20 protein-coding genes and 4 pseudogenes are annotated in these 20,451 nt (G+C 38.9%); 23 read left to right on the plus strand and 1 reads right to left on the minus strand.

Going from position 1 to position 20,451, the window contains the following annotated elements; genetic code table 11:
• Window positions 1-115: 115 nt before the first annotated feature.
• The 22 genes and pseudogenes from BV11031_RS19760 (at window position 116) to BV11031_RS19880 (ending at window position 17,741) form a co-directional block, all read left to right on the plus strand.
• Window positions 116-316 carry a hypothetical protein gene (locus BV11031_RS19760; RefSeq protein ID WP_240467602.1) on the plus strand — a complete coding sequence of 67 codons (201 nt, stop codon included), beginning with the start codon at window positions 116-118 and terminating at the stop codon, window positions 314-316.
• A gap of 73 nt (window positions 317-389) precedes the next feature.
• Window positions 390-1,808, plus strand: coding sequence for an arabinan endo-1,5-alpha-L-arabinosidase AbnB (gene abnB / locus BV11031_RS19765; protein ID WP_129550923.1), 1,419 nt, complete (start codon window positions 390-392; stop codon window positions 1,806-1,808).
• A 305-nt stretch (window positions 1,809-2,113) separates the two neighbouring features.
• Window positions 2,114-2,479, plus strand: a complete 366-nt coding sequence (locus BV11031_RS19770; protein ID WP_129550924.1) for a YwqH-like family protein — start codon at window positions 2,114-2,116, stop codon at window positions 2,477-2,479.
• Between the two features lie 11 nt (window positions 2,480-2,490).
• On the plus strand, window positions 2,491-2,760 hold the full coding sequence (locus BV11031_RS19775; protein ID WP_129550925.1) for a YwqI/YxiC family protein: 270 nt from the start codon (window positions 2,491-2,493) through the stop codon (window positions 2,758-2,760).
• Between the two features lie 19 nt (window positions 2,761-2,779).
• The gene (locus BV11031_RS19780) at window positions 2,780-4,477 is read left to right on the plus strand and encodes a ribonuclease YeeF family protein (protein WP_129550926.1); all 1,698 of its coding nucleotides are present in this window, start codon (window positions 2,780-2,782) and stop codon (window positions 4,475-4,477) included.
• Window positions 4,478-4,490: 13 nt separating this feature from the next.
• Window positions 4,491-4,760, plus strand: coding sequence for a hypothetical protein (locus BV11031_RS19785; protein ID WP_014665976.1), 270 nt, complete (start codon window positions 4,491-4,493; stop codon window positions 4,758-4,760).
• Between the two features lie 324 nt (window positions 4,761-5,084).
• Window positions 5,085-5,470: pseudogene (locus BV11031_RS19795) on the plus strand (hypothetical protein).
• Between the two features lie 311 nt (window positions 5,471-5,781).
• A pseudogene (locus BV11031_RS19805) lies at window positions 5,782-6,073 on the plus strand (contact-dependent growth inhibition system immunity protein).
• Complete coding sequence (locus BV11031_RS19810) at window positions 6,063-6,257, plus strand: hypothetical protein (protein ID WP_129550927.1); 195 nt, start codon at window positions 6,063-6,065, stop codon at window positions 6,255-6,257. The pseudogene BV11031_RS19805 and the gene BV11031_RS19810 overlap by 11 nt, the downstream one beginning before the upstream one ends.
• Window positions 6,258-6,267: 10 nt before the next feature.
• Window positions 6,268-6,600 carry an Imm8 family immunity protein gene (locus tag BV11031_RS19815; protein ID WP_206702276.1) on the plus strand — a complete coding sequence of 111 codons (333 nt, stop codon included), beginning with the start codon at window positions 6,268-6,270 and terminating at the stop codon, window positions 6,598-6,600.
• A 306-nt stretch (window positions 6,601-6,906) separates the two neighbouring features.
• Window positions 6,907-7,989: pseudogene (locus tag BV11031_RS19820) on the plus strand (T7SS effector LXG polymorphic toxin); the annotation flags it as partial.
• A 129-nt stretch (window positions 7,990-8,118) separates the two neighbouring features.
• Window positions 8,119-8,331: pseudogene (locus BV11031_RS19825) on the plus strand (HNH/endonuclease VII fold putative polymorphic toxin); the annotation flags it as partial.
• Between the two features lie 13 nt (window positions 8,332-8,344).
• The gene (locus BV11031_RS19830; protein ID WP_180298660.1) at window positions 8,345-8,824 is read left to right on the plus strand and encodes a hypothetical protein; all 480 of its coding nucleotides are present in this window, start codon (window positions 8,345-8,347) and stop codon (window positions 8,822-8,824) included.
• 465 nt (window positions 8,825-9,289) lie between these two features.
• Window positions 9,290-9,802, plus strand: coding sequence for a DUF2247 family protein (locus BV11031_RS19840; RefSeq protein WP_206702275.1), 513 nt, complete (start codon window positions 9,290-9,292; stop codon window positions 9,800-9,802).
• A gap of 299 nt (window positions 9,803-10,101) precedes the next feature.
• Window positions 10,102-11,940 carry a beta-glucoside-specific PTS transporter subunit IIABC gene (locus tag BV11031_RS19845; protein WP_129550928.1) on the plus strand — a complete coding sequence of 613 codons (1,839 nt, stop codon included), beginning with the start codon at window positions 10,102-10,104 and terminating at the stop codon, window positions 11,938-11,940.
• 22 nt (window positions 11,941-11,962) lie between these two features.
• The gene (bglH, locus tag BV11031_RS19850) at window positions 11,963-13,372 is read left to right on the plus strand and encodes an aryl-phospho-beta-d-glucosidase (protein ID WP_129550929.1); all 1,410 of its coding nucleotides are present in this window, start codon (window positions 11,963-11,965) and stop codon (window positions 13,370-13,372) included.
• 102 nt (window positions 13,373-13,474) lie between these two features.
• Complete coding sequence (locus tag BV11031_RS19855) at window positions 13,475-13,921, plus strand: universal stress protein (RefSeq protein WP_129550930.1); 447 nt, start codon at window positions 13,475-13,477, stop codon at window positions 13,919-13,921.
• Window positions 13,922-14,299: 378 nt separating this feature from the next.
• Entirely contained in the window at window positions 14,300-14,854 is a 555-nt protein-coding gene (locus BV11031_RS19860; RefSeq protein ID WP_039075011.1) for an SdpA family antimicrobial peptide system protein, read from the plus strand.
• On the plus strand, window positions 14,845-15,816 hold the full coding sequence (locus tag BV11031_RS19865; RefSeq protein WP_039075012.1) for a sporulation-delaying protein SdpB family protein: 972 nt from the start codon (window positions 14,845-14,847) through the stop codon (window positions 15,814-15,816). The genes BV11031_RS19860 and BV11031_RS19865 overlap by 10 nt, the downstream gene beginning before the upstream one ends.
• Before the next feature lie 19 nt (window positions 15,817-15,835).
• A complete protein-coding gene (locus tag BV11031_RS19870) occupies window positions 15,836-16,405 on the plus strand; it encodes a sporulation delaying protein family toxin (protein WP_039075013.1) in 570 nt (189 codons plus the stop codon).
• A gap of 107 nt (window positions 16,406-16,512) precedes the next feature.
• Complete coding sequence (locus BV11031_RS19875; protein WP_129550931.1) at window positions 16,513-17,448, plus strand: MerR family transcriptional regulator; 936 nt, start codon at window positions 16,513-16,515, stop codon at window positions 17,446-17,448.
• A complete protein-coding gene (locus BV11031_RS19880; RefSeq protein ID WP_231559193.1) occupies window positions 17,448-17,741 on the plus strand; it encodes a hypothetical protein in 294 nt (97 codons plus the stop codon). Before BV11031_RS19875 ends, BV11031_RS19880 begins: the two co-directional genes overlap by 1 nt.
• Before the next feature lie 558 nt (window positions 17,742-18,299).
• On the opposite strand, the gene BV11031_RS19885 is transcribed toward BV11031_RS19880, so the two are convergent.
• Window positions 18,300-19,064 carry a TerC family protein gene (locus BV11031_RS19885; protein WP_121643648.1) on the minus strand — a complete coding sequence of 255 codons (765 nt, stop codon included), beginning with the start codon at window positions 19,062-19,064 and terminating at the stop codon, window positions 18,300-18,302.
• Window positions 19,065-19,510: 446 nt separating this feature from the next.
• Between BV11031_RS19885 and BV11031_RS19890 the strand changes: the two genes are divergently transcribed.
• Complete coding sequence (locus BV11031_RS19890) at window positions 19,511-20,446, plus strand: DMT family transporter (protein WP_129551032.1); 936 nt, start codon at window positions 19,511-19,513, stop codon at window positions 20,444-20,446.
• Window positions 20,447-20,451 lie beyond the last annotated feature (5 nt).

The raw sequence follows: 20,451 nt of genomic DNA on the forward strand, positions 1-20,451 counted from the left end.
TAACGATCAGTCAGGTATGATAATAAAAAATGTCACGAAAAGGGAACTGATCCAGAAGAAAGCCGCTTTATTATAATCTATGACGTGGCAAGACCGGCCAAAGCGTTTGACACATGTGGATGGAAAAATAGAAAACAAGAAAGAAGGAAAAATGGCAAAAGGGTTGAATTATGAAGTAGAGGATATGCAAGCAGCAGTCCTGCATCAAGCAGGTAGCGAGACCATCAATCTCTCCCTGGATATCATGAACATCATAGTAAGAGAACAGTGGGAAATCACTTACCCGTTTGAATATGAAAACATCCGGTCTTTATAAACGGGCCGGGGTTTCTTCATAGAAAAATGTAAGCGCTTTAAATTTTAATAAAAAAGTGAGGCGAATTGTGTAAATGTTCAATCGATTATTCGGTGTATGTTTTCTTGCAGCCCTTATCATGGCCTTCACCCTGCCAAACTCCGCGTATGCACAAAAGGCAGAAAAACCCGTATTTACAGAAGTCAGTGTCCATGACCCTTCCGTCATTGAGACAAACGGCACCTTTTATGTTTTTGGATCTCATCTTGCTTCAGCAAAAACAAATAACCTCATGCAATGGCAGCAGCTGACCACTAGTGTAAGCAACACCAATCCTCTGATTCCGAATGTCTACGAAGAATTAAAAGATACCTTCGAATGGGCGCAATCCGATACCTTGTGGGCGGCTGACGTCAGACAGCTGGCGGACGGCAAATACTACATGTACTACAACGCCTGCCGCGGCGATTCGCCAAGATCCGCCATGGGGGTTGCCGTCGCTGATCACATTGAAGGCCCTTACAAAAACAAAGGCATCTTTTTGAAATCAGGCATGGAAGGCACAAGTGACGATGGAACACCGTATGACGCGACCAAACATCCGAATGTTGTCGATCCGCATACCTTCTTTGATAAAGACGGCAAGCTGTGGATGGTGTATGGATCTTACTCTGGCGGCATTTTCATTCTAGAAATGAATCCGAAAACGGGCTTTCCGCTTCCTGGTCAGGGATATGGCAAAAAACTGCTCGGCGGCAACCACAGCAGAATTGAAGGCCCGTATGTTCTCTACAATCCAGACACCAAGTACTACTACTTATACCTATCATATGGCGGTCTCGACGCAACAGGCGGCTACAACATCCGTGTGGTCCGCTCCAAAAAACCGGACGGTCCATACTATGACGCAGAAGGCAACCCAATGATTGACGTCCGCGGCAAAGAAGGCACAGTCTTCGACGACCGCTCGATCGAACCATACGGTGTCAAACTGATGGGCAGCTATTCGTTTGAGACAGAAAATGAAAAAGGAACAGGATACGTCTCGCCAGGCCACAACTCGGCATATTATGACGAAAAAACCGGACGTTCCTATTTACTCTTCCACACCCGCTTCCCGGGCAGAGGTGAAGAACACCAGGTCAGAGTCCATCAAATGTTCATGAACAAAGACGGGTGGCCGGTAACAGCGCCATATCGCTATGCGGGTGAAACGCTGAAAGATGTAAAACAAAAAGACATCACAGGAACCTACAAGCTCATCCAGCACGGAAAAGACATCTCAGCCGACATCAAAAAAACCATTAGCATCCAGCTCAACAAAAACCGCACCATTTCCGGGGAAATGACCGGAACATGGAAGAAAACCGGAAAAAACACAGCCGAAATCACGTTAGCCGGCAAGAAATATAGCGGAGTGTTTTTACGGCAGTGGGATTCGGTGAGAGAGAAGAACGTGATGACGTTTAGTGTGCTGAATGGCAGTGGTGAAGCTGTTTGGGGAACTAAATAAGATGGAGAAACGCCTTCGTAGGAGGGCGTTTTTTTATCCGCTTTATTGACTATAAGCAACAGTCCAAAGGAAGAAAAAACAGAGGGTCAGTAAGGAATAAAGACCTAAATAAAAAGTCCTCTCTATTCTAATTATTCTCCTTGTAAAATCATCAAAAGTGAGTTTTTAGCATTTTTGAACTAACCACTCCTCCTCTAAGACAAAACTTTACACCTATTCATCCAATATGACCCTTCATGTAATATGAAAATAGTCTGTATTGTAAAGAATTAACACAGTTTGATAGAAACATGAGGTGTTGCGGCATGCATAGTGAAATGTTGTTACATTCGGTAAAAGCCGACTTATATGATAAGCAGGAACAGATCCATCAGTTAAAGCGAGTGCTACATGAAATCAGACAAATCAAACACGATTTTTCCAAAGTTCAGCACTTCATCCACCATCCGCACCTTGACCGGAATGCATGGAGAGGAAAACATGCTGAGCGGTTTGAAGATATTCGTGACGGAATGAACAAAACGTATGATCAAATCAAAAGCCAACAGGTCAGCGGAATCATGAAAAGCATAGAAGGGAAAATCAATTCATTAGAGGAAGACGTCTATTCCATAAGACGTCAAATCACAAAAATAGAGCATGAAATAAAAATTGAAAAACATAGAAAGTGAGGTGAGCACAAATGGCACAGGAAATCAAAATGGTGTATGGCACAGTGAAGCAAGGGCTTTCTCAGCTCAAGAATTCAGCTGAACTCAAATCCTCCGTGCCCGGCCATATCTCAGGCAAAAACCATTTAAACGTTGTGAAGTCCATCGAGCAATTAAATAAGGACATCAAAAAGCTCACTGAAGCATATGCGTCCGTTCTGGCCAAGCATATCGCACAAACGGAAAGCGCGGTAAACGCCATGAAGGAAACGGACGAGAACGTATCATCTTCCATGAAATAAAGCGCGGGAGGACAAGGGATTGAAAACATTAGATGTCCACGCTCTTCACGAGGGTATTCAGCATACAATTGAGAAACTGGACAAGCAAAAACAGCAGCTGGAGAAGCTGGAAAAAAGCGTTGAGCATCTGGCAGGCATGAAGGATGCGTTAAAAGGAAAAGGCGGAGATGCGATCCGAACCTTCTACGAGGAGTGCCACAAGCCCTTTCTCCTTTTCTTCGGCATGTTTATCGACGAATACAAAAAAGTGCTGAAACAAACACAGCATGCGATTTCCTCTGTAGAATCTGACTCCCACGGCATAATTGCGGAGGCTTTTCTCTCACAAGATGCAAGACACGGGGTCAAGCATGCAAGAGAAGTGACAGAACAGCTCACAGACGCAGTCAATCGTCAGACATCGACCATTGGCCACATCATCAGCCTGCCAACAGTCAATGACTCCTTTTTTCAGATGGAAACAGAACAGGCTGAACGGATTATTACAGACACCCTGCATAAGCTCATTCGATTTGAAGGCCAGCAAACCTACGTGCTAGAATCAGCAAAAACAGATTTTCAAACGATGAAAAAATACATAGATCAGCTCGAAGCGATGTACACCGGCCCGGAAATCGGAATCACAGGCTACAAAAGCGGCTCCATCCTGAAATCGCAGGAAGAAGAAAACATCAACCAAACCTTCGGCGCCATTAACCCGCAAATGAAGCAGGCGGTTGATTCACCGATGGAGATGATGTTGAAGAAGCTGGAGAAACATAAGCAGTCCAACGTTGATACCGTGATGAAAGATGGCAAACAACAGAAGATCGAGCGTGAGATTCATGCTGATGACAGTAACTTAACGGTATTACAGAAAGAAGCAGCAGCCCATCCGAAAGTGTATAATGACATACGGGTGATAGATGATAAACTGTATAATCATAAAGGATTAAAAAAGATAGATACGATTGAAGTGATTGACGAGTTAGAAAGTGATACTGCAAGCATTGACTACGTCGGCGGTAAATATTTTGTATATGAAAACGGGCAAATTGTGAGAGAATTCTATGCTGGAGGGAAAAAGCGGCTAGAAGAAGTTTCTTACATTCCAGAGGATAAAGTAGGTGGAGCTAAGCCGCTTGATTCGTTTCTTTCCGGAACTCAGTATGAATTTGTTGAGTGGGTAAGTCCTCAGGGTGCTGTTAAAAAATTGGCGGTGCGAGGCGGGAAGCGTGTAGTAACCAAAGTGGCTAAACATGTTGTGGAGAAGGAAAGTAAGGGTGAAGTTAAGAAGGTAGTTTCTAAGAAAGCTGGTAAGTATTCCACAAGTATCGATCATAAAGTTAAGGAAATCGAGATGCAAAATTTACCAAAGTGGGTCGGTGAGTCGTTTACTGATAGTAATTATAGAACTGTAATTACAAAGGAGAATATCAATTTTTATAGAACCTTTGGGGGGAGTGCAAGAGTTAATGGTTCATTTGTTACTACTAGACCTGCTGGGAATAGAATCAATGCGAAAATAAATACAGCTTTAGTGCCAGATTGGAAAAATTCAAGAGAGTTTGAAGCAGTAATAGAAGTCCCTAAAGGACAAATACTAAATATTGGTAGGGTTGAAAAGCAATATACAAAAACAGGAACATTATTAAAAGGTGAAGGAGACCAAATACTTCTGCCGCAAGGGTGGCCATCAGAATGGATAAAGGAGATAAGAAAAGTTCCAAGCCGATAAGGAGGATAATAAGTTGAATAGCAAAGAAAAATTAACCATACAAGTAGAAAAAGTAATAAGTAAACTGGAAAGTGATTATAATAGTGAAATAAATAATGGTATATATCAACTGTTATATAAAAGATATCAAAATGCATTAGATATATTGGAGAAAAATAAAGATATTAGGGAAATTAACATTATTGGTGGGGTTAGGGGTTATATGGATAGTTTTAATGACTATGAAAATCCATTACTTGAGGAATTGTATAAAGCGGAAAAAATATTAAAAGAGTTATTGTAATTTAATTACGAAAAAAATTACTAAAAGAATATCAAGATGATGAAACAATAGTCTACAAATTCGAGCCTAACAAAAAAAAATATGGGTAAAATCGAATAACTAGAAGGTTCTCATCGTTAGAGGAGATTCTTGATAAAGATTTTCTGTCAACATTTTATTTTGATCGAGCTGCACAAAGATTAGCAGTTTATTTAGTAAGAGAAAGAGGATATTTCCAGAAAAAACAGTTTTTGAGTTTTAGCTTATAATAAAACCTTGATTGGCAAAACGCCTTTCAAGGTTTTAATCTGCGTTCAATATAATAAGAAACAAAGAGGTTCTCCTATGATATATAATGCATTTGTTAAAGGACTTGATCCACATATAGAAGAGGAAGTGATTCTCAAAATAGAAGGGATAGAATTTACAGGTTTTTCTTCTGTCTGTCCTTATGAAATTGAAGTGGGGAAAAAATATCCTGTGTTAGTTGGTTTTACGATTTTGGATGAGTTAGTTATTCGTGAAATTAAAGAAAAACAAAAGAATTAGAACGGATTGATTTGGGATATCAGTATTATATTAGTGGAATTTTGCAAGAGAATTCAATTGATGCAGGAATCGTTCTTACTGATGAAGATGAGTATTTTTCTGAATATCCTTATTTGATTGGGGAACATGTTGAGATAAAGGTTGATAGGATAAGCATAGAATTTTTAAGAGACTCTGTTTAAATATAAAGTGAAGAAGATAGATGAGAAATTTTTATTGAGAAAAATAAATGAATCGTTACTAATCTTTCAGATTTTTTTGTCCCTAGCAGGAATATCTTTAACTATCATGACAATCTGGTTAGCAAACGCCAATGAATTCACGATATAGAGTTGTATGTGATTTCTGGTTTTTCATATGGTGTATTTTTCTTTTTGTTCCCTTTTGGTATTTATATATTCAGGAAAAGAATACTTGATTTATTAGATGAAGAATGATTTAAACATTTTAGCAAACCCTCCTTAAAAGGAGAGAGATGACATGTTATTGATCAATAAGCAAGCAAGGTGACCCTGTTTTTCAATTTTGGGCTGGAACATTCCATCATGATATTGAATCTCCCGATGACGCTTTACAAGAGTTATTAACAGAGGAAAGTAAAGAGTATTTGGAGATGTTATTGTCTTTTTAACGGATTTTATTGAAAGTGAGCATTCAGACAATGAGAAAAATGATTACATTCAATCTAGCGCAGATGGCGTGTATTTCCTGCGATTAATTTAGAACCAATTAAATGGCTAAAAAATGTAATGGAACAAATAAAAGAATCTTTAAGTGAAAATTAAAACGATGACGATTATTAACCTTGATTGGAAAAATGCCTTTCAAGGTTTTTTAATAACAATAATTTTTAGATTGCAATATAAACCAAAGGAAAAAATGTGGAGAGCTAACTTCACTGAAAATGAAATTACTGTTGTAGGATCAAAAACAGAATTAAGAAATGTACATGTAGATATTTTAGATTAAAAGGTGGGATATGATTATTTTAGAAATTAAAGCTTTAACTAAGGACTATGAAAATTGGGGTGAAGATGCTGATGATTTCTACGTTTCATTTGAACTTGACGTAGGATTGCCTGATATACCAGGCGCTTCTGATTTATTTACTTTTAATATTATTAGCCCTAAAAGATTGGATAAGATACTTGTAAGTACAAAAATTGAATTAGGTCATGGATATATCATAATGAGAGATTTTAATATAAAAACTGTCAATTCTACTGTAGAGACTATCATGAATAAATGTAAAGACGATGACTATGATAAGTATATGAATAATTTAGCTCAATACTTTAAATTACAAGGATAATACAAAAAAAGTTGTTGGCTAGTCGCTTATAGTTATACTAAAAGAATATGAATATATCGGAACTGTAAGCAATTTCGGATTTAATACACATGTTATATGATAAACAACTAGAGGTTTTTCATGTTAGAAGAGATTCCTGATTATAAAAGTCTCAATTCATAACTGTTTTAATTAAATGGTTTTCAGGACTCTTGCTTTGCTTCCTAGTGAGTAGCTTTAGAGTAGTATAGTGGTAACTGTTTTACCTTGATTGGCAAAGTGCCTTTCAAGGTTTTTTAATAAAAATAATCTTTTATAAATCTAATCTTTTATAAATCTAATCATAAACCATTTCTCCTTTTCTTCGGCATGTTTATCGACGAATACAAAAAAGTGCTGAAACAAACGCAGCATGCGATTTCCTCTGTAGAATCTGACTCCCATGGCATGATAGCGGAGGCTTTTCTCTTACACGATGCAAGACACGGGGTCAAGCATGCACGAGAAGTGACAGAACAGCTCACACACGCAGTCAATCGCCAGACATCAGCCATTGGCCACATCGTCAGCCTGCCGACAGTTAAGGATACCTTTTTTCAAATGGAAACAGAACAGGCTGAACGGCTGATTTCGGATACCTTGAATAAGCTCTTTCACTTTGACGGCCAGCAAACCCAGGCATTAGAAACAGCCAAAACAGATTTTCAAACGATGAAAAAATACATAGATCAGCTCGAAACGATGTACACCGGCCCAAAAATCGGAATCACAGGCTACAAAAGCGGCTCCATCCTGAAATCGCAGGAAGAAGAAAACATCAACCAAACCTTCGGCGCCATTAACCCGCAAATGAAGCAGGCGATTGATTCACCGATGGAGATGATGTTGAAGAAGCTAGACGAGAAAGAAAAGTCTAAAGTCGATGCAGTTGTCAAAACGGGCCATTCTAAAAAGGTAAATGAAAATATCATTATTATTAATGGTAAAGTGTATAATACGAGTGAACATGTAGAACATGTAAAAACTGATTTCTCAAATGCAGAGGTTAAGCAAGTTGTTTATAATGATACACTTTACAATGTATACATATCAGGTAATAACATGAAACTTGAACCTGTCGTCTCGCTTTCGGACATCAAAGTGGATGAGAGTGGATATGTGAAGATCTTAGAGACAGCTGTAGATCTTACCGGCGTGAATGATCTTTTTAAGGCCGTCACGGGCAGAGACCCTATAACAGGCAAAAAAGTCACAGGAAATGACCGTATTGTTGCCTCCATAAACTCAGTACCATTTGCTAAAATAGCTAAGTTAGAAAAGTTAAGAGATATTAATAAACTAATTGATGATGGGAAAAAGGCGAAGAAGGCTAAGGAAGTTAAAAACGTTTCTAAAAATACGGGGAATCTTAATAGAAAAGAGGCATTTAACAATGCGAAGGATTTAGCAGGTGTACCTAGGTGCCAACAACCTACACGTCAATGGCAAGTCGGAGATAATATCAATAAAAAGGGTGGCGACTTTAAAAATTACGAGTACAGTTCAAACCCAACTCATCACGGGCGTTACTATGAATACGATACCCCTCAAGGAAAAAGGGTTATTGTAGAGCATATAAATGATGGAAGACTGCATTCACATGCAGGAAAACCAAAAGACGGTGCTAATCCATTTGAGTATGATTTTAAGAAAGAAAGATACTCTAATATTTATGGTCCGAATGGAGACCATCACATTTATTATAATAGATAAAGAGGTAATAGTGATGTCATATCAAAATGAAAAGATACTAAAGAAAATAGCATTGATGAATGCTAAAAAAACTTTAAATCAATTATCATATATAGAGCTTATTGACTTTGAAGATTATGATTCACAGTGGTTGAAATTATTTGAATTTCCATTGAAACAATTCCGTAGGATAGATTCTGAACCAACATATTCTAAACCTATTGGAGATACTATTAGTTTTATATCTTGGTTTGAAAGTTCTTTGGATTTTCTAAAGGAAAATAAAGAATGGGTTATTCTGGTACCAAATTGTCAATTTCCAGTATGGGCTAATGTTAGAGTGTTCGATATTACAAAAGCAATTGAAGAGCTTTGGGAAACATCAGAAAATCGTGATATAATATTAGCTGATAAGTCGACGGGAAGTATTGCTCAAATTTTTGCAGAAGAAAAAAATTATGAGATTCATGTTGGAAAATGTGATATCACAAACATAGACAAGAAAAATAATTAACTTTTTTATTACTACCTTGATTGGCTAAATGCCTTTCGAGGTTTTTCACAATTATCATCTTTTTCTAGCAAACAAATAAAAAAGTAAGGGGCGGTTTATAATTTTTACTACTTATAATGAATATGATTTATTAGAACTGTTTGATAGTGAGCCAGTCAGCGTGTCGAGCGATCCCCTTGCAGAAGTGTTCATGTACTCTATTCAGGATATGAAAGGCTTTAAACTGATTCTTACAATGGATGTGTACGCTTTGAAGTGCAATTTAAGTCTTACCTTTAATGAGTTGATCGTTTTGGAATCTAAGTTGGTAAATGTTACTCAATTAAAGAGGTGTAATTCTGATCTATTCATATATATTCATAACGAACTAAAGGTAAAAGTTAAATTTAACAAGCAACTTGGGGTAATTTTTATTTAATAGTGAAATATATGGGAATGAAATAAAAAATTCGAGGATGTTAGAAATTGAAAATCACCTTAAATACTTTCAAAGTACATCATGTAAATTATGATTGGAAAACGCTTTATGTTGGATTGAAGCAGGGTTGGATAAACAAAATGGAAGTCATGAATTATGCTGTTGAATATTTGGTGGACCATCCCAATGTACAACAAGAAGAAATTCTAGAACTGGCTTGGGCAGACAAGGATAATATTGAAGAAACCATTTTAAATATAATACGAGTTGAAATAGATAGTTTTTATGCTGTTGAAAAAAGAAAATGGAGATACGTTATTCTTCTTGAAATAAAATTAAAGTACACTGATCATGTTGAGCTCTTGAGCAAGCTTGCAGAAGTGTACGCAGATATGAATTACCCTGAAGATATGGAGGGTTTTATTTATTATCAGCCTTCTAATGATGCAGGCAATCCGCATTTACATTCCTATGAGAAAAATATAAATAGATTATGCAATTTGTTTCAAGACTTTTTAGTAAAAGAAAAACAATATATACAAAATGGCTTACCGCTATAACTAAAACAGTCCTTAATAAGCAATTCTCTTAGTCAATACCAAAAATGAAAGCGTTGACATAAAATAAACCTAGTGCTAAAGTATACCTACAAACAAATACATCGACCCGTCAGGATTGTTACTGCGAAAGCAGGCAAAACCTAAATGGTGCAGGTGCAGGAGGAGACTCTCGCAATCTGTGTCATTTAGGTTTTTTTATTCTCAATGTAGGAGGTGATGCGGCAATTGATACAAAAAAAGCTGGAGAAAGGCGGCCACCTTTCATCCAGCGGGTCCCCCCAAAAAAAGGAGGTATACACATGGATTATGATAAATTATCGAAAGACATATTACAACTCGTAGGCGGTGAAGAAAACGTTCAGCGCGTGATTCACTGCATGACGAGGCTTCGTTTTAACCTTCATGACAATTTGAAGGCGGATCGCGGTCAATTGGAGCGGCTGCCGGGTGTGATGGGCACAAATATCAGCGGCGAGCAGTTTCAAATTATTATCGGAAACGATGTGCCGAAGGTGTATCAGGCGATGCTGCGGAACAGCAATCTCAGTGATGAGAAGAGCGCGGGTTCATCCTCGCAAAAAAAGAATGTGCTGAGTGCGGTCTTTGATGTGATTTCTGGTGTGTTTACCCCGATTCTTCCGGCGATTGCAGGAGCAGGGATGATTAAAGGGCTTGTTGCGTTAGCTGTTACATTCGGCTGGATGACAGAGACGAGCCAGGCACATGTGATTCTTTCGGCTATCGGTGACGGCGCGTTCTACTTCCTGCCGCTTCTGCTTGCGATGAGCGCGGCGAGAAAGTTCGGAAGCAATCCATATGTAGCGGCGGCGATTGGGGCGGCGATTCTGCACCCGGATTTGACGGCGCTGCTTGGAGCGGGGAAACCGATTTCCTTTATCGGGCTTCCTGTAACCGCTGCCACGTATTCGTCAACAGTCATTCCGATTTTGCTGGCGATTTGGATCGCATCGTATGTTGAGAAGTGGATTGACCGGGTCACCCACTCTTCTCTGAAGCTGATTGTGGTTCCGACCCTGACATTGCTGATTGTTGTACCGCTGACGCTGATTACAGTCGGTCCGTTAGGCGCTATTTTAGGAGAATACTTGTCTGTCGGTGTAAACGTTTTATTTGATCATGCAGGGCTTATTGCAATGATTTTGCTTGCGGGAACATTCTCTTTAATCATTATGACGGGCATGCACTATGCACTGGTGCCGATTATGATTAACAACATCGCCCAAAACGGGCACGATTACTTGCTGCCAGCTATGTTTTTGGCGAATATGGGGCAGGCCGGGGCATCCTTTGCCGTTTTCCTTCGCTCCAGAAACAAAAAGTTTAAATCACTTGCGCTCACAACGAGTGTCACGGCGCTGATGGGGATTACAGAACCTGCGATGTACGGCGTGAATATGAGATTGAAAAAACCGTTCGCGGCGGCTTTGCTGGGTGGCGCGGCCGGCGGAGCATTTTACGGTGTGACGGGTGTTGCTTCCTATATTGTCGGGGGGAATGCGGGTCTGCCGAGTATCCCTGTCTTTATCGGCCCAACGTTTATTTACGCCATGATCGGTCTTGTGATTGCGTTCGCGGCGGGAACAGCGGCAGCTTATCTCATTGGTTTCGAGGATGTGCCGTCTGACAGTGATCAGCAGCCGTCTGTGACAAATGGCCATGAAGGCAGCGGAGAAATCATTCACAGTCCGATTAAAGGTGAAGTAAAGGCATTAAGTGAAGTCAATGACGGAGTGTTTTCTGCCGGGATCATGGGGAAAGGATTCGCGATTGAGCCGGAAGAAGGAGAAGTAGTTTCACCTGTGAATGGCAGCGTTACCACCATTTTTAAAACAAAACACGCGATTGGCATTACGAGTGATCAGGGAGCTGAAATTCTCATACACATTGGATTGGACACGGTGAAGCTGGAAGGACAATGGTTCACCGCTCACGTCAAAGAAGGCGACAAGGTCGCGCCGGGCGATCCGCTCGTTTCCTTTGATCTCGAACAAATCAAAGCGGCGGGATATGACGTCATTACCCCGGTGATCGTGACCAACACAGATCAATATTCGATTTCGCCGGTGAAAGAAATCGGCAAAGTGCAGACAAAAGAGGCGCTGCTTGCTTTATCTTAAAAAAACTGATGGGGTGATCAATATGAGTTCAAATGCAAAACGATTTCCAGAAGGATTTTTATGGGGCGGCGCGGTTGCCGCTAACCAAGTCGAGGGTGCTTATAACGAGGGCGGCAAGGGGCTTTCAACGGCTGACGTATCACCGAACGGCATTATGTCTCCATTTGATGAGTCGATGACGTCCTTGAATCTGTATCATCACGGAATTGATTTCTATCATCGGTATAAAGAGGACATCGCTTTGTTTGCGGAAATGGGGTTTAAGGCATTCCGCACATCCATTGCGTGGACGAGGATTTTTCCGAATGGCGATGAAGAGGAGCCAAATGAAGAAGGCCTCAACTTTTACGACGATCTGTTTGATGAGCTGTTAAAGCATGAGATAGAGCCTGTTGTCACCATCTCTCATTATGAAATGCCGCTCGGTTTAGTGAAACAGTATGGCGGCTGGAAGAATCGCAAGGTCATCGAGTTCTATGAACGTTATGCCAAAACTGTTTTCAAACGTTATCAGCACAAAGTGAAGTACTGGATGACGTTCAATGAAATCAACGTGGTGCTCCATGCGCCATTTACCGGCGGCGGGCTTGTTTTTGAAGAAGGAGAAAACAAATTAAACGCGATGTACCAGGCCGCGCACCACCAATTTGTGGCCAGTGCTCTTGCCGTCAAAGCGGGCCACGAGATCATCCCTGATTCGAAAATCGGCTGTATGATAGCGGCAACGACAACTTATCCGATGACACCTAAGCCGGAGGATGTCTTCGCGGCACTGGAGAATGAACGCAAAACCCTTTTCTTCTCTGACGTGCAGGCTAGAGGCGCGTATCCGGGCTATATGAAACGCTTCTTAGCAGAAAATCATATTGAAATTGAAATGGCTGCTGGCGATGAAGAGATTTTAAAAGAACATACGGTGGATTACATCGGATTCAGCTACTACATGTCGATGGCGGCAAGCACTGATCCAAAAGAACTCGCAAAATCAGGGGGCAACCTGCTGGGCGGCGTCAAAAACCCTTACCTGAAATCATCCGAATGGGGCTGGCAGATTGATCCGAAGGGCTTGCGAACCACGCTCAACACCTTATATGAACGCTACCAGAAGCCGCTGTTTATCGTGGAAAACGGCCTTGGTGCGGTAGACAAAGTGGAGGAGGACGGCTCTATTGAGGATGATTACAGAATCAACTATCTGCGAGAGCACCTCATTGAAGCCCGGGAAGCGATTGCTGACGGTGTCGACCTAATCGGATACACGTCGTGGGGGCCGATTGACCTTGTCAGCGCATCCACGGCAGAAATGAAAAAACGCTACGGCTACATTTATGTTGATCGGGACAATGAAGGCAACGGAACATTAAACCGCATCAAGAAAAAAAGCTTCGACTGGTATCAGCAGGTCATCGCCACAAATGGAGAGAGTCTCTGACAACTTTTTGAATACTCATGCGCCTCAATTGACAATAACCGGAAGCAGGCGGACAATAAAAGAGAAAGATGAACCACCCACAGTCTGAAAGGCGGGAAGAGCATGTTTAACAAAATGATAGTTGCGATTGACGGATCAGACATGAGTGCAAAAGCGCTTGAAGCCGCAGTGCATTTGGCCAAAGAACAGCAAGCGGAACTAAGCATTCTTCATGTGGGGAGAGAAGCCGTCGTCACGACTTCTTCTCTGACGGGAATTGTCTATGTGCCTGAACATTTTATTGAAGAAATCAGGGGCGAGGTTAAAAAAGAAGGCCTGAACATCCTTGAAAAGGCAAAAGAACAAGCAGCCGAGAACGGCGTTCAAGCTGAAACGATTTACGCGCAAGGCGAGCCTGCGTATGAGATTCTAAACACCGCAAAAGAGAAAAGCGCCAGCCTGATCGTAGTCGGCAGCCGGGGCATCAGCGGACTGAAAGAAATGATGCTTGGAAGCGTCAGCCATAAAGTGTCTCAATTATCGCCCTGCCCTGTATTGATTGTTCGATAAAAGAATAAGTGATTAGGTCTAATAGAAAAATAAAAAATTGAATTACGAAATATGAAATTAAGAAATCTTATAAACATCGAAAAAATTAGAAAAGGGTTAGTGATTTATAGTAAAAGAAATTCGGATGATTTTGAATAATTTGTAGAGGGAGCTAATAAGCTCTCTTTTTTTTATCAAAAAAACTTGAATGTATAGTGAGTAAAAACGGGTTACTAATATATTGAATAATAGAAAATAAAAATAAACATACAGAAAAACAAAAAGGAAATTAAATTTATTAAAGAATAAAACAACCAAATAAATACAGTTCTATTTTACCTTTTTCTTTTATGTAAATATATGTATAATAACCATTAACAAATATACAGGAGATTCGATATGAATAAAAGTTCGATAAAAAACAAGAGTTTTCTAATGTTAGTAGTCATTTCTGCTGTGTGGATGGTTTTTATAGGTAAGTCGATCATTGCCGTTTTACCCGCAAATCCATGGTCTTCAAATTTAGATGAACAAAGTTTCATGAAAACTCTATATCCTCAGGGTTGGGGGTTTTTCAGTAAAAATCCTAGAGAAGAAATGGTAAATGTCTATGAAACTAAAAATTATACACAGGCAGTTTCTTGGCCAAATAATAGCTTTAAGAACATTTTCGGGTTAGACAGACATGGAAGAGCGCAAGGGATTGAGTTGGGATATTTAATCGAACAGATTCCAAGCTCTATAGAATGGAAGAACTGTCATGACGGATCAAGAGCTTGTTTAAAAAAGACTGATACTTTATTTGCTATAAAAAATAAAACACCTAATCCATCTTTGTGCGGAAACTTAGGTTTATCCAGAGAAACACTTATACCTTGGGCATGGAGCAATAAAAGTAGAAGTAATATTTCAAAAGAATCTAAAGTATTGAGAGTTGAAGTTAAATGTTCTTAAATGGAGGTGTTTATAAGACATTCAATGAAAAAACTTTTAATTGGGTTAATTGTAACTATCCATGGACAAATGTTTATGGATTAGCAAGAAGTTTAATGGCTTTGTCGACAGCTCTAACACTTATTTTTAATGATGCCAGTGTGTTTTTTAGACCAGCTAGCGGAATAGATACTTATCCTTATTGTCCAAAAACTATTCCAAGTGTTTTTTGCCTTACCTCAAATGATTATTCTCATCTGAATATAGTACGGTGGATTTGTGTATTGTTATTGATAATTATAGCAACTGGCTGGCGACCGAGAATCACTGGGTTTTTCCATTGGTGGATCTGTTATAGTTTGCAAGTTTCTGCACTTACGATTGATGGTGGCGAACAGGTGAATGCGGTATTTACTCTATTGCTCTTACCTATAACATTAACCGACGGTAGAAAATGGCATTGGTGTAATAATAAAGTAAGTGACATTAAAAGCAACGGAGAGTTTTATGCTAGGATGATAGCGTTGGTCTCTTTTGTTGTAATAAGAGTACAAGTTTCTATATTATATTTTAATTCATTTATAGCTAAGTTAGGTGAGGAAGACTGGATTAATGGAACAGCAGTTTATTACTATTCTCAACATTTAATGTTGGGATTTCCAGAGCCGATACTTCATGTGTTTCAATTTATAATCACTAGTAAATATATTGTGGTAGCTACTTGGGGAACATTGCTCATTCAGTTTTTATTATTTGCAGCTATACTGGCACCGAAAAAAAGTTGGAATCTTTTATTCTATATAGGACTGCTCATGCATGATATTTTTGCAATTATGTTTGGTTTGATTAGTTTTTCTATGATTATGTGCAGTATTTTAATTTTATATTTAAGACCTTTAGACAAACCTTTCAAGTTTAAAAAAATGAATCTTAAAAAAGGTTTATTAGAAAGGGGGGATAAACAAAAGGTTCTGAATTATTAAATAAGAAGGGGGAAAAGAAATGAAAGGGAATTTCATCAACAAAAAAAACTTAATATTCATTCTTTTTGTATTGTTAGTTTCATCAATTACATGTCATTTTAACTCTGCTGAGGCTATCGAAGGCCATAAATTTTCTGGTGAAGAAATTTATGCTGGTGTAGCCTTTGGGCAAGGAGATGTAGCAAAACTTTTTCCGGAAGTTTGGAGCAAAGAGAATTTGAAAAAATTGTCTACAAAAGAATCGAAGAGAAAAGCACTTAAGTTAATCGCAGAAATGAAGGAAGTAGATCCAGACTACTTCAATAATTTAGAGAAAGCCATTTATGAAAAAAAGGATCCAAAAGAAGTCAAGGAACTTCTTACAAGAAGCGGAAAAATTCTAAAAAAAGTTGATCCAAATATTTCTGAAAATACTCAAGTTGACTCTGCCGAAGGAGCTTGTGTCACATTTGTTACGTGGACGGCAGTAGCTGCTATATGGGTAGCTGTTGTGGCCGGAGCAGTTGTTGTAGCTTCCACTGTGACTAATGATAAAACCTCTTTGATGAATGAAATGCTTACTAAAAACATGGTGGAGAGATTAAATTAAACTCTAAAATGGATCTTAATTTTAAAAAGTTAAGATCCATTTTTTTATTGACATATCCCTCACGGACACCTTTAAGATAAAAGTGAAAACTCTAAGGGGTGAATGTAATGAATATTAAACAAGTATCTGAATTAACAGGTTTAACCAAAAAAGCGATTAAGTATTATGAATCTGAAGGATTAATTGAAGTTAATAAAAACCCAACGAATCAGTATAGAGAATATTCGGAAAAAGAAGTTTCTCAGTTGAACTTAATTGCGTCCCTTCGATTGCTTCATATGCCTATAAAAGAAATTAAATCTCTTCTAATTGGAGAAAGAAGGCTTTCAGAATTACTAAATGAACAGTTAAATCAAATTAATATAAATTTAAAGCAGCTTGAGCAACAAAGATTATTAACAGAGACTCTCATACAAAATATAAATGAAATAGACGATTTTAGTGATAAGGTTAAAATTTTAGAAGACACTTTGCAGTTAAAAGATCAAGAAAAGAAAGAATATATACTGGATAAAATCTTGAGAATATTCCCGGGTAAATTTGGTGAATTTGTTGTTGTTATGTTTGAGCCTTTTTTAGAAGTTACTATTGATAATGAGAGTAAACGCTTGGATTGGTTAAATTTAGTTAGTTATTTGGATGACATAGAAGAGGTAGAGGATAATCATCCGATTATGAAGTTAATTATGGAAAATGAGCAAGAGTTGGAAAGACTTAAGAAGAGCAATTATGATACTGTAAATAAAATAATTAATAAAGACCCTGAACTAATTGAGCAACAAAAACAAGCAATAATAGACTTGGTTAAAAATGTTAAAACAAGTGAAGAGTTTAAAGAGAATTTTATTAAACAAGTAAATAGCGGAAATGACCTTCCACAATTAAAAGAAGGAAGTAAATTTAGTGATATGTTATATAAAATAAGTTCTAAGTATAAGCTCTTTTTAGACAATCAAACAGAAATAAAAAAACAAGCCGATGCAGAGTTAGGATTTGATTCAAAGCAATTTTTAGAAGCCATTATAAAGGGTGAAAGAGATTGATGAACTATATTATTGGCGGGATTATATGCTTATTATTTGCCTATTTAATTGGTGTAAAAAAAATATTAGTGCTATTAATAAATTACAATGACTTTACTTTTTTAGGTGATAAGGATAAGTTATCAAAAAGAATGGGGATTATACTATTTATAATTGGAGTATTCACTATATTAATGCCTTTGTTACTTATGGTTTTTGGCGTTTTAATAAAAAGCATATATACAGTCATAATAATTGCTTTAGTCTTACTTGCTTCTTTATTTATTGTAGTTCCATACTTTCAAATCAAATAAATGACTTCATTCAATGTAATCTAGTCTAAGGAAAAAATCTGAGAATTTATACACAATATGCAATCAAAAGAACAGAGTTATTTTCCTAGACGGTAAACCATAGAAGATATAACCTATTGTGACCATTATTCTGGACAAAAGTTTATGGTGTTTAATTGCTTGATGAAAGCGCCAATTTTGATTTTTAATATGACTAGTGTGTTTCTTAGACAGTTAGCGATACATATCTTCATTTTCCAAAAACTACTCGTTTGAATTTTTGTATTGCTAATTTTATAGTGACTAGCTGACGTCCGAAAATCACACTTGAGTAATTCAATGGTAGACTTGATTAAATGGCTGTATAAGTGAACACTGTTTGAAGAAGAGTAGAGTTTGTATTTTCTGTAATTTTGTAACTGTTATTCTTATGTTCCAAGAAAACACAACTAAAAATACAAGATGTTTTTTGGTGCGAATCTTTACCAAAAGAGGCGACTCCCATTGATACCTAAGGGATGACGCCTCTTTTTGTTTTCAATGCGTGTAGCGGCCTTGTTCACATAATAGTCCCGTATGCTATTTCTTTGCTGCTTTATTGGCCGGCGCAAACCAACCGAATAATGCAATGGCTATTAAGACGCCGTAGAAGATCAGCGTCCAGGTGGTGCTGTGCGGAAAGTGGTGATCCAGAATCCCAATATCCTCATGGGCAAGGGTAATGACCACCAGTTTGACACCGACCCAGGCCACAATGGCATAAGCGGTTGTTTCCAGTGCAGGGCGTTGATTAAGGAGCTTAACAAACCAGGTTGCTGCAAACTTAATCAGGATCAGGCCGGCAATCCCGCCGAGGACAACAACAGCAAACTGTCCTCCATCCATGCCGCCGAAATCATCAAGCGGTGAATCCGGAAGGCCGAGCGCTAAAGCAACCGCAGCTAGAATCGAATCAATGGCAAAAGCGAGGTCCGCTAAAGCAATCTTTCCGACTGTGGGCCAGAAACCTTTTCCGGCAGCCTCCTCTTTCGCTTCCTCATGAATGTTTTCATTTTTTTTCCCGAAACGGGCTTTTATCACATGCTTTAAGCCCAGGTAAAGAAGATACGCTGCTCCTATCGCCTGAATCTGCCAGACATTTGCGATAAACGAAATGGCAAAAAGCGCCCCAAACCGAAAGGCAAATGCCATGAGGATTCCATAATTTATCGCTCTTTTTTTCTGATCATCGGGTAAATGCTTGGCGATCACTGCCAGTACAAGGGCATTATCAGCCGACAGCAGTCCTTCTAATCCAATTAAAATGAGTAATGTCCAAGCATATTCCAACCAGATAGACTCCATCAACATCTTTCCTTTCTAAAACGTAAAGTGTGCTGTAAAAGGTGCGATATCAACAGCATTCCCCTTCTCATCTATCGTTAACCCAATTGAGTAGGTTGGTATTTATTGGGGGGCTTCTTGCTGGCAGAAACCAGGAATGTACATTGCAATATGCGAAATGATTTGTGATACATCATTTAAGTATAGTGTCCGTATTGTTTAAAATTACCAAAGAATAATGTAAAATAGCGAAAAAAAGAATATAATAAATACAGGTGCACAGACTTTGAGGCGTAAAGCAACTTCTAGCGGTCAGCGTGTCGTTGGAGTAGAAAATGAAACGGATGAGATGTCAGAATTTATAGTGAATAATGCTCAAACCCTGTATAGACGATGGCTGAATAATGGGGAAGCAACTTGCAGTTGGGGTGCTTTCCCTATACATAACTGGAGGTAGAATACGCTTGATGCAACAGGATTTTTCCATTTCGTCGAAACAAAAATCAACAGCCGTGCTGAAAATGGTCATCTCCATGGTGATTTTCGGTTCCATCGGCTTTTTCTCGGAGCATACCAATCTGCCGTCATTTGAATTGGTATTTGTCCGCTGCCTTTGGGCGACGCTATTTTTAAGCTTCTGCTGGCTAGCGTCCGGCCAGTATAAAACTGAAAAGTGGAGCAAGAGGGACGTGCTGCAGACATTGGCGTGCGGTTTCTTTCTTGTATTCAACTGGGTGTTCTTATTTAAGTCTTTTGAAGAAACATCTGTCACGATCGCCATCTCCGTGTATCATCTTGCACCGGTGCTTGTTCTTCTTCTGGGGAGCATCATCTACAGAGAAAAATTAAACGTCATCTCCGTCAGTTCCATCATCATCTGTTTTCTGGGAACGGCGCTGATTTCCGGAATTAATGGCAGCACATCACTAACACAGCTGATGGGATCAGGAATCATTTGGGCCGTTCTCGCCGCGTTGTTTTATGCGTTTACCACTTTATTGGGAAAAGGCATTCAAAACCTCAGCCCTTACACGACCACCTTCCTGCAAACGGGTTTAGGGATCATCATCCTGATTCCGTTTATTCACTTCGGCGCTTTTGCCGGACTGTCTCAGGGGAACTGGATCATGGTGGTGTCTACCGGAATCATCCATACGGGTATTGTCTATTTGCTGTTTTTTGATAGTTTACGATTTTTATCAACGAAATTTATTTCCATCATTGTCTTCCTCGACCCGGCTGTCGCGATCGTGCTGGATACCGTCTTCACAGGCTTTCGCCCGGACCTCTACCAAACACTAGGCATCGTGATGATCTTTGCTGGCATGGCTTTGACGCTTGTCAGGAAGCGGGGGAAGGCGGAGTTGGTTGCTGAGGATAAGGATGTTGAACAAGTTCAATAATGACA

The sequence above is a fragment of the Bacillus vallismortis genome, assembly GCF_004116955.1.
GTDB lineage: Bacteria > Bacillota > Bacilli > Bacillales > Bacillaceae > Bacillus > Bacillus vallismortis.

Bases quoted from the DNA above. Each gene is read 5' to 3' on its own strand.
- abnB (WP_129550923.1), top strand. From the start codon at position 390: ATGTTCAATCGATTATTCGGTGTATGTTTTCTTGCAGCCCTTATCATG.
- BV11031_RS19770 (WP_129550924.1), top strand. From the start codon at position 2,114: ATGCATAGTGAAATGTTGTTACATTCGGTAAAAGCCGACTTATATGAT.
- BV11031_RS19775 (WP_129550925.1), top strand. From the start codon at position 2,491: ATGGCACAGGAAATCAAAATGGTGTATGGCACAGTGAAGCAAGGGCTT.
- BV11031_RS19815 (WP_206702276.1), top strand. From the start codon at position 6,268: ATGATTATTTTAGAAATTAAAGCTTTAACTAAGGACTATGAAAATTGG.
- BV11031_RS19830 (WP_180298660.1), top strand. From the start codon at position 8,345: ATGTCATATCAAAATGAAAAGATACTAAAGAAAATAGCATTGATGAAT.
- BV11031_RS19845 (WP_129550928.1), top strand. From the start codon at position 10,102: ATGGATTATGATAAATTATCGAAAGACATATTACAACTCGTAGGCGGT.
- bglH (WP_129550929.1), top strand. From the start codon at position 11,963: ATGAGTTCAAATGCAAAACGATTTCCAGAAGGATTTTTATGGGGCGGC.
- BV11031_RS19855 (WP_129550930.1), top strand. From the start codon at position 13,475: ATGTTTAACAAAATGATAGTTGCGATTGACGGATCAGACATGAGTGCA.
- BV11031_RS19860 (WP_039075011.1), top strand. From the start codon at position 14,300: ATGAATAAAAGTTCGATAAAAAACAAGAGTTTTCTAATGTTAGTAGTC.
- BV11031_RS19865 (WP_039075012.1), top strand. From the start codon at position 14,845: ATGTTCTTAAATGGAGGTGTTTATAAGACATTCAATGAAAAAACTTTT.
- BV11031_RS19870 (WP_039075013.1), top strand. From the start codon at position 15,836: ATGAAAGGGAATTTCATCAACAAAAAAAACTTAATATTCATTCTTTTT.
- BV11031_RS19875 (WP_129550931.1), top strand. From the start codon at position 16,513: ATGAATATTAAACAAGTATCTGAATTAACAGGTTTAACCAAAAAAGCG.
- BV11031_RS19880 (WP_231559193.1), top strand. From the start codon at position 17,448: ATGAACTATATTATTGGCGGGATTATATGCTTATTATTTGCCTATTTA.
- BV11031_RS19885 (WP_121643648.1), bottom strand. From the start codon at position 19,064: ATGGAGTCTATCTGGTTGGAATATGCTTGGACATTACTCATTTTAATT.
- BV11031_RS19890 (WP_129551032.1), top strand. From the start codon at position 19,511: ATGCAACAGGATTTTTCCATTTCGTCGAAACAAAAATCAACAGCCGTG.